Raw genomic sequence first — 25,012 nt, forward strand, 5'->3', positions numbered from 1 at the left:
CGGCCTATACTGCTTGATTGTAGCTTTCCAGTGCTTTAGTCAACTCTTCCAGATCCGGGTTAAGCAAAGCTTCATATTTGTTATCCCCGCCTATCTCGACGACCGGAATGTAACGAATGCCGTATTGGGTCTCCAGCACATTACGCAGGGCATCATTTCCGTCCACTTGGATATTTTCATACGGCTGATTTTGGGCCTCCAGATAGGATTGGATCTCTCCACAAAAATGACAGCCGGTTTTACTCCACAAGACAACCTGTGTACTGTCCAGATTATATAAAAAGCAGCAAGTGAAGGAGATTGCTCCTCATTTGCTGCTTCTTTTGCGATGGATGTGTGATATTACCAAGCGTAAGCTTCTGGTGCAGGCTTGCCAGGGCCGGGGAAAATTTCGTTCAGCTTGGCAAGCACATCGTCTGTCAATTGGACCTCAGGCACCCGCAAAGCATCCTCCAGCTGTTCCAATGTCCGCGGGCCAATAATGGGAGCCGTGACAGCCGGATGGGACAGGACCCAGGCCAGTGCAATCACGTCCTCTTTCTCGCCCAATTCGCGGGCCAATGCTGCAAACTGTTCCAGCTTCGCACGATTCTGTTCCATCTTTTCCTTGGCGCGTGCGCTGCGGGAGCCTGTACCTGCTAATGCATTACGTCCCAGCAGTCCGCCCGCGAGCGGGCTCCAGGGAATCACACCGAGTCCCAGCGCCTGAGCTGCAGGCAATACTTCCAGCTCGGCAGTACGTTCATTCAGGTTGTACAGATGCTGCTCGGATACAAGCCCCAAGAAGCGCCGTGCCTTTGCCTCAGCCTGCGCCACAGCGATGTGCCAGCCCGCAAAGTTGCTGGAGCCGATATAATCCACTTGTCCCCGATCGACAATGGATTCGAATACGCCCCACAGCTCATCCCATGACACGTTCCAGTCAATGTGATGCATTTGATACAGCTCTATGTGGTCGGTCTGCAATCGCTTCAAAGAAGCATCCAAATGACGGCGGATTTTGTATGCAGACAAGCCAGATCCTGCATTCGGACCGTCATTTTCATTTTTCATATCCCCGTATACCTTCGTGGCCAGCACGACCTTTTCTCGTCTTCCTTCACCCTGCTGAAACCAGCGTCCGATAATTTCCTCTGTCCATCCTTTGCGATCACGACCGTATACATTGGCCGTATCAAAGAAATTAATGCCCGCATCCAGTGCGGCATCCATGATTTTGAATGCATCCTTTTCTTCGGTTTCGGGTCCGAAATTCATCGTGCCCAGACATAACCGACTAACCTTCAAGCCTGACTTTCCCAGGTATGAATATTCCATCCAATCTCCCGCCTTTGCTCAAAGATTTTTTAAATTCCACAAAAATTCCATAATACAGCCATACTTATTTCATTCAACAGAAAAAAGCGCTTTGAAACACCTTGAACACATATTACTTCTCTATATATAGCAAAAAGTCCCTGCATTATGCCGAAGTTGCCGAAGCAGCATACGCGAGGCATCTCCCTCTCATACTACCCACCCCATAGGAAAAAAAGTGACTTTACGGTGGTTGCCAGCGGAGCGCCCTCCCCCCGCCGTAACTCACTCTTTTTTTTACCATCAAGGAATCAATTTCGTTTCTTTCGCACGCTCGGCCATTTTTTTCGTATACTTGCTGAGCGGCTTCTTGAGCACCAATCCGAACAGGAAGCAAATACCGATAAATACAAGCAGCATCAGCACATCTCGCATTACCGTTGCAGGCAGCATCCCTCCTACCGTTTCCCGCAACAGACTGACCGCATAAGTAAAAGGTACAAACGGATTCAGCATCTGAAAGAACGATGTACTCGTCGCAACCGGGAATGTCCCTCCCGAACTGGAGAATTGAAGCACGAGCAGGATGACTGCCAGCCCTTTGCCGATATTGCCGAACACAGATACCAGCGTATAGGTCATCGCCGTAAACACCAGGCTGATCAGCATGGAAGATAGTACAAATGCCACTTTGGCATCCACATATGTTCCAAGCAGGAATAAGTCTCCGAGCGATACACTAAGCGCCTGGAATATGCCGATGGTGGAAAATGTCATCAGGCGGCCAAAGTATACCTGGTAGCTTTTAAGCGTACCTTCCGGGTCCTCCACGTCGACCCTGAACATCGATACCAGCAGCATCGCACCGACCCAAATCGATAATGTGGTGTAAAAAGGGGACATGGCAGAGCCATAGTTAGGAATCGGGTATATCCGTTCCTGCTTTAACAATACCGGGCTGCCGAGAAAATCGCTTTCCTTTCTCACATCCCCCTTGAGCAATGCAATAGCTCGTCCGAGTGCATTTTCCCCTCTTAGCTTACGAATCGTGTCTGCCGCGTGACGGATGGAATCCTCGGCAGCCGGAAGATCTGTTCTCACAAAATTGGCAACCTGATGTACCGCTTTTTCCGCCTCGGGGAACTTGTTTTCGATCAAGTCAGTCATTTTGACAAACTGTTGCTCCGCTTTGGGTAAATCGTTGCGTACAAACTCCGCCGCCTGATGAATCTTATCTTTAACGGTGGGTAAATCGTTATTTACAAAGTTGGCTGCTTTGTTGACATCCTTCGTAAATTCGCCCATGCGTCCCTGAATCGTCGTAGCCGCCTTATGCAGCTTCTCACGATATTGCGGCAAGTCCTGCTGGAGACGAGTCAACTCCTGCTGACCGAATTCTGCTGCAGCTTGTGCGTCATTTAATATTTTACCAATATTAGGAAGCTGCTCTTGGGCAGTATTCAACACATTGGCGGAGCTCCGGGCAACGGTTTTCATTTGATCCAGCGCTTTTTGGATGGCAGGTGCATACTCCGTATCATATTTACTCAAAATGCTGTCAATTCCGCTGCTAACCTCCCCAGCCAGACGGTCAGCATCATCCAGCAATTGCTGTGCAGGTTTCTCGCCACGCTGGATCGCATCTCCAATGCTGGTCACCGTGCTATTCAAACGGCGTAGACGATCTTCCAGCCCGTTCACACGCGAAATAAGCGAATCCAGCGGATGACTCGGTAAATATCCGTTCACACGGTTCAACAACTGAGAAATATGATCCAGCACTCCTACGGCTGTCGTCAGCCTTCCGCTAACCCGGTTCACTGCCGCTTGTGCTGCTTTAGGATCAAAATCGGCACCGCGAACGATGCCGGTAACCTCCGAAACTTCATTCGCCATTTGCTGTACTAGCAGCAGGTCTTCTTTGACCACTTCTCCAATGGAGTCAAGCGCACCATCGTTATTGTCCAGGAATTCAAGCACACCGGCTGTAAAATCCTTGCCTGTATCGGCGATTTTCTGTACTTCCGGGAGTGTTTTCTGTGCAGCATGAATGACCTTCAGCGCCGTTTGCATGTCCTCCAGAGCGGTGGCTAACGCACTTCCCACCTGGTCAAAGTTCTGATCCAGCTCGACAATCCGGTCTCCAGCCTGTTGGATGTCCGGCAGTCTTTTTTGTATGTCCAAAATAACCGCCGCCACCTTATCCAGTTCAGGGAGATTTCGGTCCATTTTAAGCACCAGCTCGCCTGCGCGATTAATGTCAGGAATTTTCTCCTTTAGTGCAATGATCTTTTGTCCTTGCGCCTTGATTTTAGGCAAATTTTGCTCCAGCTCAATCGCCTGTTTACCTAATCTGTTAATATCCGGAAGGCGATTGTTCAGCTCCAACACCCGGTTCTCAATGTTGCGAATGGTGGGCAGTTCCTCTTCCAGCTTGACCCCGGCTTCTTTCAACTTGGTCAGCACGGCCTGACTGGCGGTTTCAATAAAGTTTTGACTAATCTGGTTCGTCAGTGCAGTTGCTCCCGAGGAAGTAATTTTCGGAGCCACCGCATTGATTTTTTCATTGACCGCATAATCAATTTCCGGCTTTTGCGGATTTTCCGTTAGTACGCTCGTAATTTTCTTCGAAAAATCCTTGGGGATGAGCAGACTGGCGTAATAATCGCCACTCAGTACACCTCTTCGTGCCTCCGCTTCATTCACAAAGGTCCAACCAAGCTTCTTGTTATGTTGCAGACTATGTAAAACCTCATCACCGATATTTATTTTTTTCCCGTTCATCTTAGTACCCTGATCCTGACTCGTAACTGCAATTTTAATACCTGATGTATTCGCATAAGGGTCCCACATCGCCTTCAAGTTTACCCATGCATAGACGGAAGGCAAAAGAATGATGCCAATGACTAATAAAGTCCCGGTCGATACCTTGAATACATTTTTCCAGTCGGTTAAGTAGATTTGCCATATCTTCCGCAAGCTTCACCACTCCTTGTATTACTTTGTACATTAACCTGTCGTCCACCGTTGTATGCAACGTATTGTAAACGATCTGAGTGAATGAGGCCAATCTTACGTATCCCTTAGACGTGACATAGATATAAAAAGTTGCCATATCAAAAGAAGCCCCCCAAGCCTAATCATAGGCTCAAGGAGCTTCTTAATTTGCTGTATTATCCATTCTTCAGCAGTCTGGCCGCTGAAAAGGCCGCCCCGTGACGCAATTTTCGCTTTTCCAGCCGTTTATACAGGGAACGGTTATATAGGACTTGGATGACAAAATACGATATTACGCCCAATACCACGCCGAAGATCGACATACCGATCAGAATGTGCAACCCTCCATGCAGCAAGTCTCTGAATACAGACCAGTTGCCATGAAACAGCTCCATAAAAGAATGCTCATGAAACCGGCCGCTTCTGCCATTTCGCGGATAATGCAATGGATAAATCCAGGCTCCCAGCTGCTTGGCGAATGGCATCAGTACAATTGGCAAAAAGGTCAGCTTGCCTACTACGTTACCCACAATGGCCGCAGGCAAAGAACCACCAGACAAACGGACCACCGGATAAAACACCAGGTACACGAGAGAAGCCGTGGAAATGACAATCATCTCCAGCCCAAAGCCAATGGCAAAGCCCAAGGAGATTTTTTTGACACCACCGGGTGCACGCAAAAGCTTGATAAAATTCAGACGAATTGCCCGCCAAATATTTTGGAACATATTATATTTCTTCTTCGATTTATGAGTTTTGCGCCTGTTCGGATTAAGCTTTATCAATAGAAGGACCCCTTCAACAGTACAATTAGTTCAGAAATGAGGTTATGCAAGTTCCCCACCCTTACTTAAGTCTATACTGTCATTATAACCCTCAGCGGTCGAAAAGCAATGCTATTCCGCCTGTTTCGCTTTTTTAGGACAAGATTCGCTGGTTAACATGGCCCTCAAGCGGCGCAATGTTCCAAATTTCGGCTGCGTACTGCTGAATCGTGCAATCACTCGAAAATGCACCTGAATGGGCCATATTCACAATGGCACGCCGCGTCCACTCCGACGGACTCCGATACACCTGCTCAATCTGAACCTGCGTATCCACATAGGCCGCGAAGTCCTTGAGCACAAAGTATTCATCATTATGATCAATCATGGATTGGTGAATGGCCTCAAATTCCCGCTCATGCCGCGTAAAAGGAGCATCGTTGACCAGTTGGTCCAGCACTTGGCGCAGTCTTTCGTCACTGTTGGCTGTTTTGTGCGCTGAATATTGGCCGTCCCGAACGTATTTCTCAATCTGATCCACCTTTAATCCAAAAATGAACATGTTGGCATCGCCCACCATTTCATGCATTTCAACATTGGCTCCATCCAATGTACCCAACGTGAGCGCACCGTTCATCATAAATTTCATGTTCCCTGTGCCTGAGGCTTCCTTCCCCGCCGTGGAGATCTGCTCGCTAACATCCGCTGCGGGAATGATGAGCTCGGCCAGTGACACGGAATAATTTTCAAGGAACAGAACCTTTAGCTTGTCCCTGACTTTTACATCCCGATTGATCGTATCGGCCACATTGTTAATCAGCTTGATCGTCTGCTTGGCCAGAAAATAGCCGGGAGCAGCCTTGGCCCCGAAAATAAACGTGCGTGGCATCACATCCAGCGAAGGATTATTTTGGAGCTGGTTGTATAGATGCATCACATGCAAAATATTGAGCAGCTGCCGCTTGTAGCCATGCAGGCGTTTGACTTGTACATCAAAAATCGAGGACGTATCCAGTCGTACGCCCTGCTTTGCAAAAACATGCTCGGCAAGCCTGACCTTATTATTTTGCTTTATCGCCTGAACCCGTGCTTTGAACGACTCGTCCTCACAGTAACGAAGCAGATCGATGAGCTCGCGTGGACGCGTTCTCCAACGTAAACCGATGGTTTCATCATACAAGTCTGCAAGCGCCGGGTTCGCGTGCATCAGCCAGCGACGATGGGCAATCCCATTCGTTTTATTGTTAAAACGGTCAGGGTACAGCTCGTGAAACGGCTTCATTTCCCGTTCCTTCAAAATTTGGGTGTGCAGCGCAGCCACCCCGTTAACACTGTAGCTGCCGACGATAGCCAAATGGGCCATACGGATTTGTTCACCATAAATAATTGCCATTTGCCCAATTTTCATGTCCTGGCCCGGATAACGCTCCAGCAGCATGGCGCAATAACGTTTGTTAATCTCTTCAATAATTAAGCAAATACGGGGAAGCAGCTCCCGTACCATGCTGACAGGCCATTGTTCCAAGGCTTCACTCAGGATTGTATGATTGGTATAGGAAACTGTCCGCGTCGTAATATCCCATGCTTCCTCCCAGTCCAGGCCCTTTAGGTCAACCAAAATACGCATCAATTCAGGGATCACCAGCGTTGGATGTGTGTCGTTAATGTGCAGGGCGATCTTGTCGGGCAGCCGACTGTACGGCAAACGAAGCTTCTCGAACGTACGCAAAATACTTTGCAATCCGGCCGAGCACAGAAAATACTGCTGCTTCAAGCGCAGCAACTTGCCTTCATAATTGGAATCGTCCGGATAAAGAAAGGCCGAGATGGATTCCACTGAGCGGTTGTAGTCCAGAAAGCGGTAATAGCCGCCCTCGCCTCGAATCGGCCCCCGGACAGGATCAAGCGCCGATTCCGCGCTCCAAATCCGCAGTGTGTTCACCTGCGTACGCCCATAGCCTATCAGCGGAATATCATATGGGACGGCCCGGACCGTTTCGGCATCGAGCGTGTCAAATATGAGACGGCCATCCTGTTCACGGGTCTCGACCCGTCCCCAAAAGTGAACCTCGACCTTCTTGTCAGGACGGCGTTCCTCCCAGACATTCCCCTTTTGCAGCCAGTAATCCGGCAGCTCCACCTGATTTCCGTCTACAATCCGCTGTTCAAACAAACCGTATTTATAGCGAATGCCGCAGCCGTGTCCAGCATAGCCGAGAGATGCCAGCGAATCCATGAAGCAGGCGGCCAGGCGGCCGAGACCGCCATTCCCCAGCCCGGCATCCGCCTCCTGTTCTTCAATTTCTTCCACATCCCAGCCCAATTCTGCCAGCGCTTGTCGAACCATATCCAGCACACCCAGGTTCAGCAAATTGCTGCCCAGCAGTCGGCCTATCAAAAACTCCAGTGAAAAGTAATAGACCTGCTTCTCCTGCCCTTCCTTATACGCCTGATTTGTTTCCGCCCATTGCTTGCCAACCTGATCGCGGATCATCCCGCCCAAAACCTTATATACATCTTCCGCCTGAGCTTCCTGCATCGGTTTGCCCAGCCTTCCGACCAATTGTTCTTTGAAAGCGCACTTAAATGCTTCTTTATTGCTGAACAAAGGTGTAACCTCCTGTATTTCCGTTTTAGGTACAGTGTGCAGCTTTTAAATGACGCTATTTTTGGCAATAACATAAGGAACTTTGGTGTCTCCAATCAAAGTCCGTTCCGGTGTAAGCTGCACATCCTTATCCAAAATGACATTCTCGACCACTGCGTCTGTACGGATCGTGCATTTTTGCATAATAATCGAATTGCTTACCCGTGCGCCCTCTTCTATCCGTACCCCGCGAAAAAGAATGCTATTCTCAACCTTGCCCCCAATCGTACAGCCATTGGCGACAAGCGAATGATCCACCTCGGCGCTGTGCGTGTAGCGGGTCGGGGCCTCATACTTGATTTTGGTATGCACCGGCAAATTCTGAAACAGTGCTTGAAACTGCTGTTGATCCAGTAGCTTCATACTGTTTTTATAGTAGCTTTCGATGGAATTAATGACCGCATGATAGCCTTCATAAGGATAGGCATAAATACGCAGGCCGCTTGGATTTCGCTGAATGGCATCCCGGAAAAAATGGTTATCCTGATGGGCAATGCAATGCTTTACCTGATCCAGATACAAGCTTTTGTCCATCACGAACATTTCCAGATAAATATTATGATGATCCTGCTCCTGATGAACGCCGGTCACACGTCCGTCGCAAGCGATCTCCAATCGAACGCAGGGCGCATGCTCTGCTTCGAGCTGTTCTGTCGCTTTGTAGACGAGGGTAACATCTGCATTCTTTTCCCGATGATAACGGTATACCTCTGCAATATTCACCTTGTTGACATGCTGCGTTCCTGCGTGCACGATCGTTTGCCCTGCTGAGCGATGAAAAAAATCGAGATTGTTGTGTACATGCTGCAAATCTCCGAGGGATACATCCGTCGGATCATTCCAGTCTGGTGGCAAAATGAACAGGCCGCCCCTTCTGCGATCCAAATCCCAAGGCCGTCCTTCCCCCAGATGATCCAGCAGCGAACGGTATTTGCGGCGGACGAACAGTGCAATCTCATGCATCCCTGCATGCATCATGTTGGATAAGGTAAAATCAATGAGCCGATATCGGCTGGCAAAGGGAACGGCGGCCCCGCACCGGAAATAGGTTAGCTCCTTCAATTGATCCAGCTCGTGATCCAGATTGATAACTCCAATGAGTCGGCTAATAACGGACACCTTCCTTATCCGGTTATATTCGTGCATGAAGCAGGCTTTCCTGATCGAACAACATAATTTCCTTCGAGCTATCCTCAGACACGATGACTGTGTTGTCATCAATCATGACGCCTTCATTTACGATCGCCCGATGAATGCGTACATTGCATCCAATTTTGACGTTTGGCATAATGACAGATTCGGTAATCATACTGCCTCTGCCCACATCGACCCCATAGAACAGCACGGAATGCCTTACTTCTCCGTCCACCATGCAACCCTCATTTACGATGCTGTTTTTCAGGATCGCCCGCTGGGTGATATACTGAGCCGGTTGATTGGGACTGCGGGTATAAATACGCCAGTAAGGATCATTCAAATCCAAAGGAGGGTCCTGAGCCAGCAGGTCCATGTTGGCCTCCCACAAGCTTTGAATCGTGCCTACATCCTTCCAGTACCCGGCAAACGGATATGCATACAGTGCTCGCCCGTGCTGGAGCAGCATGGGAATGATGTCCTTGCCAAAATCATGCGAGGACTCAGAGTCGCTGGCGCTTTCCAGCAGATAGCGGCGCAGCACTTCCCACTTGAACAAATAAATGCCCATGGAGGCCAGTGTACTCTTCGGCTGTTCGGGCTTTTCCTCAAAGTCGTATATTCTCAGATCCTCATCGGCGTTCAGAATCCCGAATCGTTTGGCTTCCTGAATCGCGACATTGATAACAGAAATCGTGCAGTCGGCCCCTTTTTCCTTGTGAAAATCAAGCATGAGACTATAGTCCATTTTATAGATGTGATCCCCTGACAAAATGAGTACATGCTCCGGCTCATATTGATCCAAAAAATGCAGGTTTCGGTAAATGGCATCCGCCGTGCCTCTGTACCAGCTATTCCCATTCTCTTTTTCATGTGGAGGCAGCACGAAAACTCCTCCATCCAGGCGATCCAAATCCCAGTCGCTGCCGACGCCGATGTAGGAATGAAGCACCAAAGGTTCGTATTGGGTCAGCACACCTACAGTGTCGATACCAGAATGGGCGCAATTGCTAAGAGGAAAATCAATGATCCGATAGGTTCCTCCAAAAAATACAGCCGGTTTGGCCAGTGTGCGGGTCAGTCCTTTGAGTCTTTTGCCCTGACCGCCGGCAAGCAGCATGGCAATCACTTCCTTCTTTCTCATCACAAAGACCTCCCTGTCATGTGCGTCTAAAGCAATTGCAGCTGGACATTTGATCATATCCATTAAACGCAAACAAATACTCGTAATCATGTCTTTGCTGAAGGGACGGGTAAGTATTCATGGAAAGGGTAAGATCATAGTTATGCGGAATGAGCGTAAGGAAGCACTAAATTGTAAAATCTCGTTCATCATTTAACATTTTAATCATTTTACATCGTTGGCGTGTTCCGACGGGGATGAAAGAGGCGATATTTCATGAAGAAAAAAAGAATGGTCGCTTGCGGCAAAATCATACAACGTTAAACAAGCAAAAAACGAGCCTCTCTGAGTGGTTGGTTCAGGGAGGCTTTGCTCTGCGCGAGACCGATCGGTTGAACGGTCAGGTATTCTCCTTGTGTTCTTTTATTTCCATAATATGTTCAATGGTAAAGGTTCGATGCGTCCATTCGCAGGAACGGTAGGCTTGCAGAAGACCTGAGGCATGAATTTGCTCTTTGTCTACCTTCTTAAAAGTATGAGTAACGCCGAATTTTCCTCTAAATGGAAAAAAGGAAAGTCCTACACTCTGCTCCGATAACCACTCGGCCCGAACCCGTCCGCCTTCATGACGAACGGCCGGAAAGCTCAAACCATCAGCAAACCATTCATAATCTGCGGCAGGCGTACCCGGTTCCCGGCTGCACAAAAAGAGACTTAATTCGTCGCAGAACAACATTCTCCGTACATCCGTCTGTACCTGATGGTCAAAGGTGACACCATCTGGCAGCTCTTGTCTAAGTCTGTGCCGACGTTGTTCCTCCGCTTCCTGATAAGCGCGTGCAATCTGCTTGTCCTGAGTTTTTTCATGCTCCGTTCGTCCGACGAGCTCCTTGTACATCAGGCTGCATAGCAGTGCAGCATACGGATTCACCTGCTCGACTTCGTCGATCCCGAGACGATAAAACACAAAACGGGGGCTAGGCGGAAAATCAATAAACGTATAAGGTGCAGACACCTGATCATTCCAAAAAGGAGCGGCATCCAGCCTAATCCAGCCTCGGTCATGCTCCCGAGCCGCATATACAAAATCCTGCTTATGCCGCCTGTTTTTAAAGGCATTTTCTTCCCATTCTGAAGCCAGTTCACCTGCAATGAGAGCATGGTCATGCTGCGCCGTCATCACATAAGCTTGGTCCGTTTCATAAATAACCATATGCTGTCCCCTTCCATTCAGGGATTCATTTGATATGTGCGTAAACTTTCTGATTGAGGGCCATGGCTATAACTTAGCTTCATTATATCAGGATAAGCGTAAAAATTCCTTACTCAAAAACGGCTTCCAAAAATGACCTCATATTCCACGGTGAAGTGTTAAGTGGAGGATGAGGTCATTTTATATCAAATATTTTTCGTTTTGTTCATGCCGATATCCGGCGTTTAAACTCTAGTCTGTGGACTGGCCATTTTAGCGCATATAGCCGCCCTTGCCGTCTGATCGAGCATAACCGTCCCTGAAATTTTTCACCGAGGCCTCCAGACTTTCATAGCCTGCAAAGGAACCGCCACTTATGGTATAACCCATATCATCGAAGAAATCGCCGTAAGTAACAGCCTGTCCGGTGGCCCCTCCATGTTCTCGCTTGCTGACCCCACCGTGACCAATCGAAAGCCCCTTAACTACGGCATGACCGCTCACAGTATAATACCCCTTCAATAAAGCGCTTTCAACTACCTTTCCATATTCCGACACTTCTGCTTGTTCAGTAACAACGGCTTGATCCCCTACATGACCATGACCTGTTATTTTTGCAGAACCGTCTGCAATCGCATACCCGCTTAGGGTAGCGGATTCACCGACCTGGGCGCTTCCACACACCAGCGCATAGTCTGTAATCTTGGCTGAGCCGCTTACCCTTGCGGCACCACGCACCACAGCAGAATCTTCAATGCGAACATTCCCGGTCACGGTCGCATTGTCCAGAACCTTGGCATTCTTAGCCACATAGACACTATCGTCGACCCGAGCGGTGTCGGCTACGAAGCCACCGCCATTTCTGTGTACGTGCCCCCTGATGCCGGCACTTTCTTCAGCCTTACGTATTTGCGGTTCAGCATTTTCCAAGGTGACTTGATAAGGATATTGCGGTTTTGATTCGAAAGGAATAACTTTTTCGGAGAACTTTCTTTGCCAGCTTCCAATACCTATTTTGGTTTTTTGCATGCTTTCCAACGTAGGGGTTGCCGCCACGCTCAAATAAGCTTTTTCCCCCTTGATGACTTCTTCCTGGACGGATTCCCCGTTACCGAAAGAACGGCTGTACCGGCTTTTTCCATTCTCATTTTCAACGATCAGATATGCTTGCCAGCCAGCACCGTTTACTTTAGCCAAGCCATCCAATTTGACTCGTACTGTGGCGGAGGAAGCGTTTAACGGAATTTTCACATCAAGCGGGATGATGTTGTAGCCGGTAGCCTGAGGGGCACGCTCAGAAGGAATGGTATAGACATTATCACTTCCATCTACCTTAAGCATCATCGTATAATACTGATGCCAATATAGTTCTCCGTACCTGAGCATGTTCTCGACATTGCGCTTGTAGAGCTTCTGATTACGGAAATCAAAAGTAGCCATTCTGCTGGCAAAACGGCCAATCATCTCCTGCACCTTTACTTGAGGATTAATTCTTTGGATCAGCTCATAGATGGACTCTGTTGGGTCTTCCGGTTTCCCGGACTGCAGCAGCTTTGCGACAAAACCCGATCCGTAACCCGGTAAGCCATCCGGATTTTCCTCAAGGTATTTCAGGAGCGGCCAGGCTTCGTAATATGCCCGTCCATTTACGGCGGTCAACGTGCTTGCGCGTAAATATAGAGCGGAAAAGTCGGTTGCTCCCTCCGTTCCTGACTGTTGTTTATAAACGTCACTGGACGTATATTCCTCCCGGAACCAGTTGCCCACTGCTTCGCTCCAAGGACCAAGGGAATCATTTCCTCTCCAGCTGTTGCTTCCTTGGGCAAATTGTACTACATGTCCAAATTCGTGAGGGACTGGTAAACCTGGTTGCACTCTGGGACTCATGGCATCCGGAGCGCACATCAAGTATGGGTACCCCTGTGAGTCAAGTCCGGCAAAAGCCCATCCCCCCTCGTAGAGATGAAGCCCGGTTCCCAGAATGACCACGTTGACCTTGTAATCTTTATTATCGCGTATCCACTCATGAACCGAACGGGTAGGCGGTGTCATTTTAAGCTTATTTATGAATAAACCCCAATTATCCTCCAAAATCTTTGCATTTCCCTCTAGGAAAGCCTTGGTTACTTTTTTATATTCCCCGCCGTTTCCCCATAGGAACTGAAAATGCTCCGATTCGTATACATTGGCATTTAATCTGGAAATCACTTCCGCATCATTATGAACACCGCGTACAGAGTAGGCTGCTTGTACCGCATTTCGGCTCTCGCCAAGTGAATTGGCAACCATTTTTGCTTCCGGCTCACTTTGAGCCAATACGCTCTGCGTATGCAGAGACAGTCCCCCGGTAAATGCCAATGTCACGGCCAAGGCACTTACTCCTGCTGCAAGCGCACGCTCTTTTCTTGGTTTTCTTGTCACATGTTTCTTCTTCATTGTTTTCTCCTTTCTGTGTAGACGTCATTTTGTTTTGCAAATCCTTTTTTTGTTCATGGTCTTTATAAGCCATGCTCTTCGAGCGTCGTCAATGCACACCCCCTTTCTCTTCATTTCAGAAAAAAAAAGAATTCTCCTATTATTTTTATCGGTTGACCAAAAGAAAAATGAATGCATTAATGTATTAATATACAATTTTATGGTTTATATTTCCAAACAAAAAATGCAATAGGGAGACTATAGAAATGAAACAATCAAATAGGACTTTCAGGAAATAAATGTGTTATGTTTGGTATGTGCAAGAGTAACAAATCATTAAGGAGAAGATTGCTAGATGGAGGAATTGGTTCGTTCGATTCAAAAATAGCTTTGCATGAAAAAGGTTGCTTGTTGCGCTGGCATCATCATGTTTGGTCTTTGTACGCTAGTGGGCATTGCGACACAGGAATGGTTTATGACGCTCCTTTCGCTTGGGCTCACTGTTGTAGCGGTCTATAGTTAACCCAGATAAGTGACATGACGAAATATGCCACAGCGTATCAGCCGGGAAAAGGGTTTCGTTACTACTGCCGTACAGTTCAACAAAAACTGCGTTATCTTACTTGGGGGCAATGGTTTCTGACCGCAATATAATACAAACTACCTTTCATAAAAACGCCAAATAGCAAGCAAGCCCGGATTATCATGAGCTCACCTGCTATTTGGTGTACTTTATAAGTTCACATCAAACTTCCCAATCAAATTCATATCTCTAAACAACTTCGTTTCTGCCTTACTTCTGTCCTGTTAATGATTGGCGCCATGGTAGAATATCGAAATAAGGTCATGACTTGTAACAAACACCAACAAACTAAACAGACTGAGCGACAGAGGCTGTGAAATCAATTTTTTCATCCTTTAACACTCCTTTTAGAATAGTTATATATTGGGCTTGCTGTGTTGCCGTAGCTTGGGAGCGAAAAATTTCAAATATAGCCGTGCATTTTCTAAACTCGTGCTCATGTTCCGTGCCCAGAGTATCTGACAGCATGAGTGATTGCAAAATATAGTCTAATGCAGTTACAAACTGGTGCTGCTTGATATAGTAGAGAGCCAGTTGATAGCAGAAGCGAAAATAATAAGATACATTAACGGGCTCTTCTAAATATTTGAAATCATCAATTTGTTGGGTAAATGACTTAAGTATGGCCTCTAAAGAGTAGCCATGCCTGTAAGCCCCCTCTACGATGGACAAAAGCCCCGGCAACAGCTCTTCCGGATTATCCTGAAGAAATTGGACATATTCCTGCAAAACTTCCGAATTTCCAGACAAAACGTCAAGGGCATACAAATTGGCTCTGGCCGCATGACGATAATATTCGACCTCTGCTTCTCCATGAAGGTCAAGACCATTAAACCATCCCAATTCCGCATATTTTTCGATGCAATCCCGGGCGGCTTCATAATTGCCCTGTTTTTGGAAGACCATGCCTTTCATAAGATGACTGTAGCCGTAGTAATACACTAGCGGCCGTTTGGTATGTATGAGTTGTACAGCTTTCTTGCTCGCTTTATAAAGCTGGAGCTCCTGATATTTTCGGCTGGCTTGCACATACAAGTGATCACATAAAGCAATCATGTATGCTCCATCAGTAAATGAAAATGACAGCTTGATCATATCAACAAGTGTATCCAGATCAGTAATGTCGGAGTGAATGAGATCATCCACCCTCCCCACCTCCTTGTCCGACTTCCAATTCCCATCAAACCAAAGCATGAGCTACATTCCATCTAAAACAAAACTTAATTACGTGTTTATCACTTAATTAAGTTATATCATAAAATCAAACATATCGCAAGCATAGTCTGATAATATATTCCAATTTTAAAAATGGAGGGCGGATGACCTTCGGTCACTGATTCCACTCCATATGAAGCAAAGGAAATGCCCGGCCTGATCCATCCAGTTCAGACCGCCCTGTTTGGACAAAGCCTAAATGCTTGTAAAAAGCATGTGCTTTTTTATTTTGCTCATTCACGTCTACCTTGAGATGTGTCCCCTTTATTTTCCTGGCATGCTGAATGAGCCGGCGGCCTATACCTTGTCCGTGCCGCTCCGGATCGACGAATAGCATCTCTATTTTAGGTCCGTCCAGCCCAATAAAACCCGTTGGACCGTCACTTTCATTCCAATCCATCCAGATTTCCACTTCTCTAAGAGCGCCATTTCGTACGATTTGATAATAAAATTGAATGTCCTTTTCCTCTAAAAAAGTGTGTGTCCGGCGTACAGCCCGATGCCAAATATCTACGAGCTGATCATGATTTTCTTCTCGATAAGCAACAATTGCATTTTGCACTTTATTTCCTCCAATTCCCTTACGCAATACGGTGTGTTTCCTCTAAGTCTAGCACGCCTATTTAGAGACATTCAAACAAAAAAGGAAGCGGAATGAATTCCGCCTCCCGATGTGTTCCAAGCTTCTACAACGTCACACCGTTTTTAAAAATAGCCAGCTCTCTGAAATTGTTTTTCTCGTTGTTTACCCAGGTTCCGCTGGCCACATCGATAATGTAATCGACAAAGTTGCGAAGCGCTTCTTCCATACTGACATCCTCCACCAGCGACCCTGCATTATAGTCAATCCAATGCGGTTTGGACTTATAGAGCGGCGAGTTGGTGGATACCTTCATCGTTGGAACGAAGGAGCCAAAAGGCGTACCGCGTCCGGTTGTGAAAATGACGAGTTGGCAACCTGCAGCAGCGAGTGCTGAAGAGGCCACCAGATCGTTCCCTGGTGCGCTAAGCAGGTTGAGTCCTTTGGTCTTGAGACGCTCGCCGTACTGAATAACATCTGTAACCATGGAGGAACCGGATTTTTGCGTACAGCCCAGTGATTTATCCTCCAGTGTCGTGATGCCACCTGCTTTATTGCCCGGTGAAGGATTTTCGTATACTGGCTGCTTGTAATCCAGAAAATATTGCTTGAAATCGTTAATCAGATGAACGATCTTGCCGAATACCTGTTCATCAGCAGCACGCTCCATCAAAATGGTCTCTGCGCCAAACATTTCTGGCACCTCAGTCAGCACTGTCGTTCCACCCTGCGCTGCCATATAATCTGACAGTCGTCCGAGCAACGGATTGGCAGTAATGCCCGACAGGCCGTCAGATCCGCCGCATTTCAAGCCGATGTTCAGCTCGGACAAAGGAACTGGCTCACGGCGATCTTTCTGCACGGCCGCAAAAATTTCATGCAGCAGCCTTACCCCTTCCTCTACTTCATCCGATACTTCCTGGGACAGCAAAAACTTTACCCGCTCCGGGTCATATTCCCCGATGGCTTCCTTAAATTCCTTCATTTCGTTGTTCTCACAGCCCAGACCAAGCACAAGCACGCCACCCGCGTTTGCGTGCTTCACGGCATCCAATAATATCGTGCGTGTATGTGCATGATCATCCCCTAGCTGAGAGCAGCCATAGTTATGCTTGAGCACAAGCGCATGTTCAAAAGGCGAAATATCGCCCACTTCCTGCTTGAAGCGGTTCAAAATGAGCTCGGCAATCCCGTTCACACAGCCGACCGTGGGTACAATCCACAGCTCATTTCGAATTCCCACACGGCCGTCCTTCCGCCGAAAGCCTTGGAACGTCCGATTCTCCTGTTGATATAGCAGAGGCGCCGGCTTGGGTTTGTAGGTGTACTCCTCTACACCCGTCAGGTTGGTCTTTGTATTATGCGTATGCACATGCTGTCCGGCCTGAATGGGCTGCGTGGCGTGACCGATCGGATATCCGTATTTCAGAACGTATTCACCTTCGGGAATGTTCTGCAACGCAATTTTGTGTCCGCGCGCTACATCGCCGCTCAGCTCCACGCGCTGATTTTCCTCCGTTCCCCACACCAGCGTCTCCCCCCGCTTGTAATCACGCAAAGCGACGGCTACGTTATCTTGATCATGAATTTGAATGAATTCCAGCATTCCGGTTTCCTCCTTGCTTATACTCTGGGCACGCTCTTCCCGGTTAGAATCTCCAACGTCTCCTTCATTCCTCTGCTTGTCAAAGCATATACATGCTGTGCCGTCTGTTCAGCCAGCCCTTCGATCTGGTTCAGGTCTTCCCCCCACCATATCTGTTTGCCAAGCACCTGTTTGGTCAAGTGCTTCGCCCCGGCAAGTGTCCCATCATATCCGCTCCACAGCTTGCCAAATGCGCTCAGCACTTCCGCCTCGTCAGCCAGGGCAATCGGCTCGCCGTTTCTGTCTCCCCGGTAAAATACGAGCAGGGAGGACAGCGAAAATACGATTTTAGCGGGCAGTGTCTTATGCCGCTTCACATACTGGAGCAAGGATGGAAGGTTCCGTGTCTTGAACTTGGACACCGAATTCAGGGCAATGCTCATGACATAATGATTGACAAATGGATTACGGAAACGCTCGATAACATCATCGGCATACAGATTCAATTCCGCTTCCGGGGAACCCAGCGTCGGAATGATTTCCTCTCGAATCAACGATTGGATAAAAGCGCCTATCACCTCATGCTCGACCGCCTGCCCCACTGTATCCAGGCCATACAAATAGGCCACAGGTGTTAGCGCCGTATGCGCCCCATTCAAAATGCGCACCTTGCGTGTACGATAAGGCGTCATATCGTCAACAATCAGTACATTTAATCCCGCCAGATGAGTCGGCAGTTCTTTCTTGAGCCATTGTGGTCCCTCGATGACCCAGAGATGATATTGTTCGCCTACAACAGCCAAATTGTCCTTGTAGCCCAATTCGGCTTGAATTTCGTGAATTCGATCCTTCGGATAACCGGGTACAATCCGGTCTACCAAGCTGTTGCAGAACGTATTGGCTTCCTTCAGCCAGGCTGTAAATTCTACGCCAAGCCCCCATTGATCGGCATATCTCAGCACAATCTCCTTGAGCGCATCTCCATTGCGGTCGATCAGCTCGCACGGAATAATCACCAATCCCTTGCTCTGATCCCCTCTGAAAAATTGAAAGCGCTTGTACAGCAAAGCAGCCAGCTTGCCTGGAAAGCTCTTTTGCGGGCGATCTTCCAGCCGATCCTCCGGCACATAAGCAATCCCTGCTTCCGTCGTGTTTGATACAACAAAGCGAAGTTCCGGCTTTTGAGATAACGCCTCATATTCCGCAAAGTCCGCGCCGTACGGATTGAGCCCGCGGGTTACACACTCCACTACGGTATGCTCCTTCATCGCTTGCCCATCCTTGATCCCTTCGAGAATAACCGTATACACGCCATCCTGCTCGTTAAGCTTCTCCACCATGCCGGATGGCTGCGGTTGTACAATGACAACACCCGTATCCCATCCTGCCTGCTTATTCATTTTGTCGAACTGCCAGTCTACAAAAGCACGCAGGAAGTTTCCTTCCCCGAATTGCAGCACCCTTTCAGGTTGCGAATCTGCTACAATAAAGCTCTTTCTGTTTAATTGATCCAATTCATCAACTTCTTTCATCTGGAGTAACCTCCCACTATTACCATTATGATTGCAAGGTTATTTTATCATAATGCACACGTTAACAAAATAGTTTTCCTAACATTTTTAATTTATATAAATATTAATGACAATAATACGAACACGTTAACATGGAAAAATATACAACGGTCCGCTTTCTTTCCCTCTGCTTCCGATGTTTCTTTGATCCAAGACGGTTAAAGCTAACTATCCTCCCAGCGGGTCGGAAACCTGCATTTGATTAACGGATTGTATGATTGTCACCGCAACCGGTTGCCTGTGCTCGCGATTGCAGCCCATATTCCTAGCGACGAGATCGGAAGTGCATACTTTCAGGCTACACATCCCGAGCGTCTTTTCGGAGAATGCAGCCACTTCTGTGAGGTGATTATGACACCGCGCCAGGTTCCGAGAATCGTAACTATGGCCATTCAACAGGCCGTGTCTCGTTCAGGTGTCTCCGTCATTGTCCTTCCCGGCGATGTAGCAGCTTTGGAAGCAGAGAAAGCCATCGTCCCGGAGCATGTCTAATACCCCGCTGTACCTGTCCTGCATCCATCAGCTTCCGAAATCTCCCGGCTGGCCGAGTATTGAATAAAGGCGAGCGTATCACTTTATTATGCGGAGCAGGCTGCGCCCAATCTCACGAGTTGCTCATGCAGCTGTGCGACAAGCTCAAATCACCTATGGTGTCTGCTCTGCGGGGCAAGAAATATCTGGAATATAACAATCCTTATTATGCAGGTTTGACCGGACTGATCGGATACGCTTCCGGGTACCATGCGATGATGGATTGCGACGTCCTGCTCATGCTCGGAACAGACTTTCCATACAGACAATTTTATCCGGAAAATGCAATTGCGCTGCAGGTGGATATAGAGCCTTCCCACCTCGTCAGACGCACTCCTCTAGCCTATGGTTTATGTGGAGACATCAAGGCAACGCTGGAGATGCTGCTTCCTCATTTGACATCAAAACATAATAGCCAGCATCTGGAGAAATCAGTCTCCCGCTATGTCAAGGTCCGCAAGGAGCTGGATGAACTGGCGGCCGGCAAGCCGGGGCATACGCCGATCCATCCGCAATACCTCACCAAGATCATTAGCGATACCGCTCAAGCCAATGCCATTTTTACCTGTGACGTCGGCACGCCTACGGTGTGGGTAGCCCGTTATTTGCAGATGAACGGTCAGCGGCGGCTTATCGGTTCCTTCAATCATGGTACGATGGCTAATGAACTGCCGCAGGCGATTGGCGCGCAGGCTGCGGAGCCTGGCCGGCAGGTTATTTCCCTTTCGGGCGATGGTGGACTCACGATGCTGATGGGCGATCTGCTTACCCTGAAGCAGCATCAATTGCCTGTAAAAGTCATTATTTTCAATAATGGCGCCCTTGGTTTTGTCGAGCTGGAAATGAAGGCGGCCGGATTCCTGGAAAGCGGCACTGAACTGATGCACCCTGACTTTGGCGCTGTCGCGCAAGCGATGGGGCTCATGGGCATCCGGGTCGAAGATCCGTCCATGCTGGAGGAGGCCATTCAGCAAGCACTGGCCCATGACGGGCCTGTAGTGGTGGATGTGGTGGTCAACCGTCAGAGCTATCTATGCGGCCTAAAATCAACCTTAAGCAAGCGCAAGGTTGATTTTAGCCGGCAGGGATGATGAAAGCGGTGCTGAACGGGCGTGGCGACGAGATTGTTGAACTGGGGAAAACCAATCTCTTTCGTTAAATACGGCGAAACCATAAGCATTCAGACCAAAAAGGGCAGGAAGCAGTGCTGGATGCACTGGACCTGTCCTTTTTGCGGCCTGTCTGTTTTCGAAATGATACTCAACGCGGTCTCTCTGCCGTCGATCTCCGCTTCATGAGCGCAGTTTCCATAAATATAAGCTCGCCCTCGTTCGACGGTGACTGGATTCGCTCAAGAATACAGGCAGCTCCGTGCGCACTAATCTGCTCGATCGGTCTTTTGACCGTCGTTAACGGCGGGGTCGTGTACATGGAGAAACCAATGTCGTCAAAGCCAATGACCGACACGTCCTCAGGTACCTTCAAGCCGTTTTCAAATACTGCATTCATGGCGCCGATGGCCATATCATCATTAGAGCAAAACACCGCGGTCGGCGGCTCCTGCAAGGAAAGCAGCCGCTTCATCGCCTGGCTTCCGCTTTCGGTGTCATAATGCCCCTGTACGATGTATTCGTGCCGGATCGGCTTACCGTGATCAATCAACGCATTCATAAAGCCCTCGCGGCGTTGCTGGGTAGACTTGAAGCCCTCTACCCCTTCGATGATTGCGATGCGTTCATGCCCGCTTTCAATGAGAAAGGAAACCGCCTCGTAGGAGCCTTCCTTATCATTGGAAATGATATTCACAATGCCAGCTCCGGGCACCTGCCGATTCAGCACCACAAGCGGAATGCCTTGACCAAGCACATGATAAATAAACGGGTTATCGGCTTCACTTTGGCTCATCAGAATAATGCCATCAAAGCGCTTGCGGTGAATCGCCGAAAAATCGGTGTAATCGTCAATTCCCCGCACAAACAGATTGTAATCCACCCCGATGACCCGATTTACGCCGCGAATGGTATCCGCAAAAAAGCTGGAGCTGGTCCCTTCCGAAATACTGGTGAAAAACAGGCCTATCGTATGCGAGCGCTGGAGAACAAGGCTTTTGGCGTTAACGTTCGGAATATAATTCAGCTGCTCTGCCAGCTCCATAATTTTGCGCTTGGTATCTTCTTTAATCAGCGGGCTATTGTTAAGCGCCCGGGAGACGGTTGTATGGGAAACATTAGCCAATTTGGCAATGTCTTTGATAGTTGCTGCCATATACGACGTATCCTTTCTATTGTGAGGGCTTCTAAAAAAATTATATACTCACCATACCACAGGAGCCGCCCGGAAAAGAAGACTTTCACAAATTATACGCGGTTTTCCGCATGTCGACGCTGTAATTCCTGAACCATTTCACTATGTTTGCTGTCAGTCAGCGTGTACATTTTACCGATGATCAGCATCGCCAACATCAGGGCAACAGCCGGATAAAGGCAGAGCAACGCCTTGATCCCAAGCAAGGTTGCTGAGGACTGCACCACATTCGGAACATACCCGATGAGCGCCAGACCAATACCTGATAGAAAACCGGACAAGGATTGAGCCAGCTTGCGTGAAAAGTTGAATAGTGAGTAGGTAATTCCTTCCTTACGCTCTCCGGACGACCATTCGCCGTAATCAATGATGTCGGAGACAAATGCCCAGGTCACGCCGTTCGGAATACTAATACCAATGAACGAAATACTGGCCAAAATAGTGAAAATATATACATTGGAAGGCATAAAAAAGTTCAGCATATCGGCAATGACACTGACCAGCATCCCGAGTACGGCGGTTTTTCGCTTGCCAAATCGCCGCACCAGCTTGGGCAGGAACAACACACCCAGCAGCGACGAACCGATAATAATAAAATTCATATAAGCCATTAGCTCTACATGCCCCAAATTATATTCGGCAAAATAGATCAGCAGTGCTGACTTGATATTGTACGCAGAGATGGTAAAAATCGTCATAAAAACAAGGACCAGCAGAGGCTTGTTATTCGTAAAGGTATGCACGATAACGCCGATCGACAACTTCTCCTTTGGTCCAGATTGGCTGATAATACGTTCTTTCGTGCCCAGATAACATATGATGAAAGCGATTACACCAATGAATGACATGATTCCCATTACAACCGGATATCCAACATGATGATTGGGAAACAGCAAAATAAGCGGCATGACAATGATACTGGTTACAAATAATGCACCCAGCGAGCCCGCCTGGCGGAAAGAAGACAAGGAGGCACGCTGGGTTGTGTCCTGCGTAATGGCCGCGCCCAGTGAGCCATACGGGATGTTGACAATCGAATAGCCAATTCCCCAGATCATGTAAGACGCATAAGCGTAAATGAGCTTGCCTGTAGGTGAAATATTGGGCGAAATAAAGGTAAGGACGGTAAGAATAGCTAGTATAACGCTTCCAAAGATAAGAAAAGGTCTAAACTTCCCACGTAGCCCAATATGCTTGCGATAATCAATGAAGGACCCGACAACCGGGTCGCATACAGCGGCAAACAGTTTGCTGACCAGGAAAATGCCAGCGGCTGCTCCCGCCGAAACGCCTGCCACATCCGTAAAAAATTTTAGCAGGTACAACTGCCCCAAATCAAACATGAATCCGTTGCCAAAGTCACCCATACCATAAGAAATCTTTTCTTTCAGACTAATGTGCCCGCCTGTTTTGTTGTCAGCTTGGACGCTCTCCTGTACGATAGGCACACCCATGCCTGCTCACCTCTCTAATTTTGTGATTTATTTCACGTGTCTGTTTGATCTTATGCTGCTGTCTCATTGCACTTGCCAGTTAGCTTGAATCAGCTCCCTGACAAGTGCATCTGCTTGAAGCTTGCAAGCCGCTGCCTTACACAACCGAATCACTTGTGATGAACAACTGTCGGGAAATTAAAATATTGCTCGGCGTTATGGTAGCAAATATTTTGTACCATGGCTCCGAGCAGCTCCAGATCCTCAGGCGCCTTGCCCTCCTGAACCCACTTGCCGATCATATTACAGAGAATGCGCCGAAAATATTCGTGGCGTGTGTAGGACAGGAAGCTGCGTGAATCCGTTAGCATACCGATAAAACGGGACAGTACTCCATAGTTTGCCAGCAGCTTCATTTGCTCCTGCATGCCTTCGATGTGGTCGTTAAACCACCAGGCAGTACCAAACTGGATTTTTCCCACGCTTCCACCGGATTGGAAGCAGCCCGCGAGACTTGCCAGCACCGGATAATCAACCGAATTAAGCGAATACAAAATCGTTCGCGGCAATCCTCCTGCCAGTTCCTGCGCATCCAGCAGTGCTGCCAGCGAGCGGGCGAGGGAGCCATCATTTACGGAATCATAGCCGGTATCCGGTCCCAAATGCCGGAACATGGCCGTGTTATTGTTGCGCAGCGCGTGAATGTGATACTGCATAGCCCAGCCAAGCTCCGCATACTGTCTGCCGAGGAATACCAGCACATATGATTTGTATTTCGCCTCCTCCAGTGGAGTTACATGACCTTCCTTCCGCCCCTTGTCGTATATGGCTGCCGCTTCTTCCCGTGTCGTTGCTTCATAAACTACAGTATCCAGCGCATGATCGGATACCCGTCCTCCAGCTGCATGAAAATGGCGCACCCGGCTTGCCAGCGCATTCAAAAATCCTTCAAAGCCGGAAACATCCAATCCGCTGACCTCACCCAACCGGGCCACCCAAGGCTGGAATGTTTCACGATTAATTTCCAATGCTTTGTCCGGGCGGAAGCTAGGCAATACGGCGACTGGAAAATCACTCCATTTGCTGATTAGCTTATGGTATTCAAGATGGTCTGTCGGATCATCCGTGGTACACACCACCGTTACCTTCGAATTCACAATCAGGTCACGTGCCCCAAAACCCTGTCCTTGCAGCTTTTGGTTCAATTTTTCCCAAATCACAGGTGCGTTCTGTTCATTTAGCAGTTCATAGACACCAAAAAAGCGTTGAAGTTCCAAATGAGTCCAATGGTACAGTGGGTTGCCGATCAGTGTAGGTACAGTTTTGGCCCAAGCCAAAAATTTGTCATAATCTTCAGCATCCCCCGTAATCAGGCGCTCCTCTACCCCGTTGGCCCGCATTAGTCTCCATTTGTAATGATCTCCATACAGCCAGGCTTCCGTAATGTTCTGAAACTTTTTATTTTCGTAAATTTCCTGCGGACTTAAATGACAATGATAGTCGATAATCGGCATATCCTTGGCATATTGATGATACAAAATTTCAGCCGTAGGATTGCTTAACAAAAAGTTTTCATCCAAAAATGCTTTAGCCATTCCCTTCTCATCCCTTCTCTAGTCATTATTCCAACCTAATTGTTAAC

At 48.1% G+C, this 25,012-nt stretch carries 16 protein-coding genes and 1 pseudogene; 1 reads left to right on the top strand and 16 read right to left on the bottom strand.

Annotated elements, in window-relative coordinates; all coding sequences use genetic code 11:
* Positions 1 to 4: 4 nt before the first annotated feature.
* The 13 genes from JO375_RS01500 to JO375_RS01560 form a co-directional block, all read right to left on the bottom strand.
* Entirely contained in the window at positions 5 to 271 is a 267-nt protein-coding gene (locus tag JO375_RS01500; protein WP_229522882.1) for a glutaredoxin family protein, read from the bottom strand.
* 71 nt (positions 272 to 342) lie between these two features.
* Complete coding sequence (locus JO375_RS01505; RefSeq protein WP_229522802.1) at positions 343 to 1,317, bottom strand: aldo/keto reductase; 975 nt, start codon at positions 1,315 to 1,317, stop codon at positions 343 to 345.
* 282 nt (positions 1,318 to 1,599) lie between these two features.
* On the bottom strand, positions 1,600 to 4,275 hold the full coding sequence (locus JO375_RS01510) for a YhgE/Pip domain-containing protein (protein ID WP_229522803.1): 2,676 nt from the start codon (positions 4,273 to 4,275) through the stop codon (positions 1,600 to 1,602).
* A 194-nt stretch (positions 4,276 to 4,469) separates the two neighbouring features.
* On the bottom strand, positions 4,470 to 5,021 hold the full coding sequence (locus JO375_RS01515; RefSeq protein WP_229522804.1) for a DUF2062 domain-containing protein: 552 nt from the start codon (positions 5,019 to 5,021) through the stop codon (positions 4,470 to 4,472).
* 190 nt (positions 5,022 to 5,211) lie between these two features.
* Entirely contained in the window at positions 5,212 to 7,665 is a 2,454-nt protein-coding gene (locus tag JO375_RS01520; RefSeq protein WP_229522805.1) for a glycogen/starch/alpha-glucan phosphorylase, read from the bottom strand.
* A 45-nt stretch (positions 7,666 to 7,710) separates the two neighbouring features.
* Positions 7,711 to 8,814, bottom strand: a complete 1,104-nt coding sequence (glgD, locus tag JO375_RS01525) for a glucose-1-phosphate adenylyltransferase subunit GlgD (protein ID WP_229522883.1) — start codon at positions 8,812 to 8,814, stop codon at positions 7,711 to 7,713.
* A 22-nt stretch (positions 8,815 to 8,836) separates the two neighbouring features.
* Entirely contained in the window at positions 8,837 to 9,982 is a 1,146-nt protein-coding gene (locus JO375_RS01530) for a glucose-1-phosphate adenylyltransferase (protein WP_322098683.1), read from the bottom strand.
* A gap of 379 nt (positions 9,983 to 10,361) precedes the next feature.
* A complete protein-coding gene (locus tag JO375_RS01535; protein WP_229522807.1) occupies positions 10,362 to 11,174 on the bottom strand; it encodes a DUF3891 family protein in 813 nt (270 codons plus the stop codon).
* A gap of 252 nt (positions 11,175 to 11,426) precedes the next feature.
* Positions 11,427 to 13,589 carry a DUF6055 domain-containing protein gene (locus tag JO375_RS01540; protein WP_229522808.1) on the bottom strand — a complete coding sequence of 721 codons (2,163 nt, stop codon included), beginning with the start codon at positions 13,587 to 13,589 and terminating at the stop codon, positions 11,427 to 11,429.
* Between the two features lie 850 nt (positions 13,590 to 14,439).
* Positions 14,440 to 15,297: a DNA-binding protein gene (locus JO375_RS01545; protein ID WP_229522809.1), complete on the bottom strand. Its 858-nt coding sequence runs from the start codon at positions 15,295 to 15,297 to the stop codon at positions 14,440 to 14,442.
* 184 nt (positions 15,298 to 15,481) lie between these two features.
* Entirely contained in the window at positions 15,482 to 15,928 is a 447-nt protein-coding gene (locus JO375_RS01550) for an acetyltransferase (RefSeq protein WP_229522810.1), read from the bottom strand.
* A 124-nt stretch (positions 15,929 to 16,052) separates the two neighbouring features.
* A complete protein-coding gene (locus tag JO375_RS01555; protein ID WP_229522811.1) occupies positions 16,053 to 17,552 on the bottom strand; it encodes a UxaA family hydrolase in 1,500 nt (499 codons plus the stop codon).
* Between the two features lie 17 nt (positions 17,553 to 17,569).
* Complete coding sequence (locus JO375_RS01560) at positions 17,570 to 19,063, bottom strand: tagaturonate reductase (protein WP_229522812.1); 1,494 nt, start codon at positions 19,061 to 19,063, stop codon at positions 17,570 to 17,572.
* 225 nt (positions 19,064 to 19,288) lie between these two features.
* Between JO375_RS01560 and JO375_RS01565 the strand changes: the two are divergent.
* Positions 19,289 to 20,792, top strand: a pseudogene (locus tag JO375_RS01565) (thiamine pyrophosphate-dependent enzyme); the annotation flags it as partial.
* 101 nt (positions 20,793 to 20,893) lie between these two features.
* Here the strand turns inward: JO375_RS01565 and JO375_RS01570 are convergent.
* From JO375_RS01570 to uxaC, 3 genes are all read right to left on the bottom strand, one after another.
* Positions 20,894 to 21,898, bottom strand: a complete 1,005-nt coding sequence (locus JO375_RS01570) for a LacI family DNA-binding transcriptional regulator (RefSeq protein WP_229522813.1) — start codon at positions 21,896 to 21,898, stop codon at positions 20,894 to 20,896.
* 92 nt (positions 21,899 to 21,990) lie between these two features.
* Positions 21,991 to 23,391, bottom strand: coding sequence for a glycoside-pentoside-hexuronide (GPH):cation symporter (locus JO375_RS01575; protein WP_229522814.1), 1,401 nt, complete (start codon positions 23,389 to 23,391; stop codon positions 21,991 to 21,993).
* Between the two features lie 149 nt (positions 23,392 to 23,540).
* Positions 23,541 to 24,965: a glucuronate isomerase gene (gene uxaC / locus JO375_RS01580; protein ID WP_229522815.1), complete on the bottom strand. Its 1,425-nt coding sequence runs from the start codon at positions 24,963 to 24,965 to the stop codon at positions 23,541 to 23,543.
* Positions 24,966 to 25,012: the final 47 nt, after the last annotated feature.

Source organism: Paenibacillus farraposensis (assembly GCF_020736845.1).
In the GTDB taxonomy this organism is placed as follows: domain Bacteria; phylum Bacillota; class Bacilli; order Paenibacillales; family Paenibacillaceae; genus Paenibacillus; species Paenibacillus farraposensis.

What these genes read in the sequence shown, in the direction of transcription:
- JO375_RS01505 (WP_229522802.1), bottom strand. Translation starts at nt 1,317, where the DNA reads ATGGAATATTCATACCTGGGAAAGTCAGGCTTGAAGGTTAGTCGGTTA.
- uxaC (WP_229522815.1), bottom strand. Translation starts at nt 24,965, where the DNA reads ATGGCTAAAGCATTTTTGGATGAAAACTTTTTGTTAAGCAATCCTACG.
- JO375_RS01535 (WP_229522807.1), bottom strand. Translation starts at nt 11,174, where the DNA reads ATGGTTATTTATGAAACGGACCAAGCTTATGTGATGACGGCGCAGCAT.
- JO375_RS01555 (WP_229522811.1), bottom strand. Translation starts at nt 17,552, where the DNA reads ATGCTGGAATTCATTCAAATTCATGATCAAGATAACGTAGCCGTCGCT.
- JO375_RS01570 (WP_229522813.1), bottom strand. Translation starts at nt 21,898, where the DNA reads ATGGCAGCAACTATCAAAGACATTGCCAAATTGGCTAATGTTTCCCAT.
- JO375_RS01575 (WP_229522814.1), bottom strand. Translation starts at nt 23,391, where the DNA reads ATGGGTGTGCCTATCGTACAGGAGAGCGTCCAAGCTGACAACAAAACA.
- JO375_RS01530 (WP_322098683.1), bottom strand. Translation starts at nt 9,982, where the DNA reads ATGAGAAAGAAGGAAGTGATTGCCATGCTGCTTGCCGGCGGTCAGGGC.
- JO375_RS01540 (WP_229522808.1), bottom strand. Translation starts at nt 13,589, where the DNA reads ATGAAGAAGAAACATGTGACAAGAAAACCAAGAAAAGAGCGTGCGCTT.
- JO375_RS01560 (WP_229522812.1), bottom strand. Translation starts at nt 19,063, where the DNA reads ATGAAAGAAGTTGATGAATTGGATCAATTAAACAGAAAGAGCTTTATT.
- JO375_RS01515 (WP_229522804.1), bottom strand. Translation starts at nt 5,021, where the DNA reads ATGTTCCAAAATATTTGGCGGGCAATTCGTCTGAATTTTATCAAGCTT.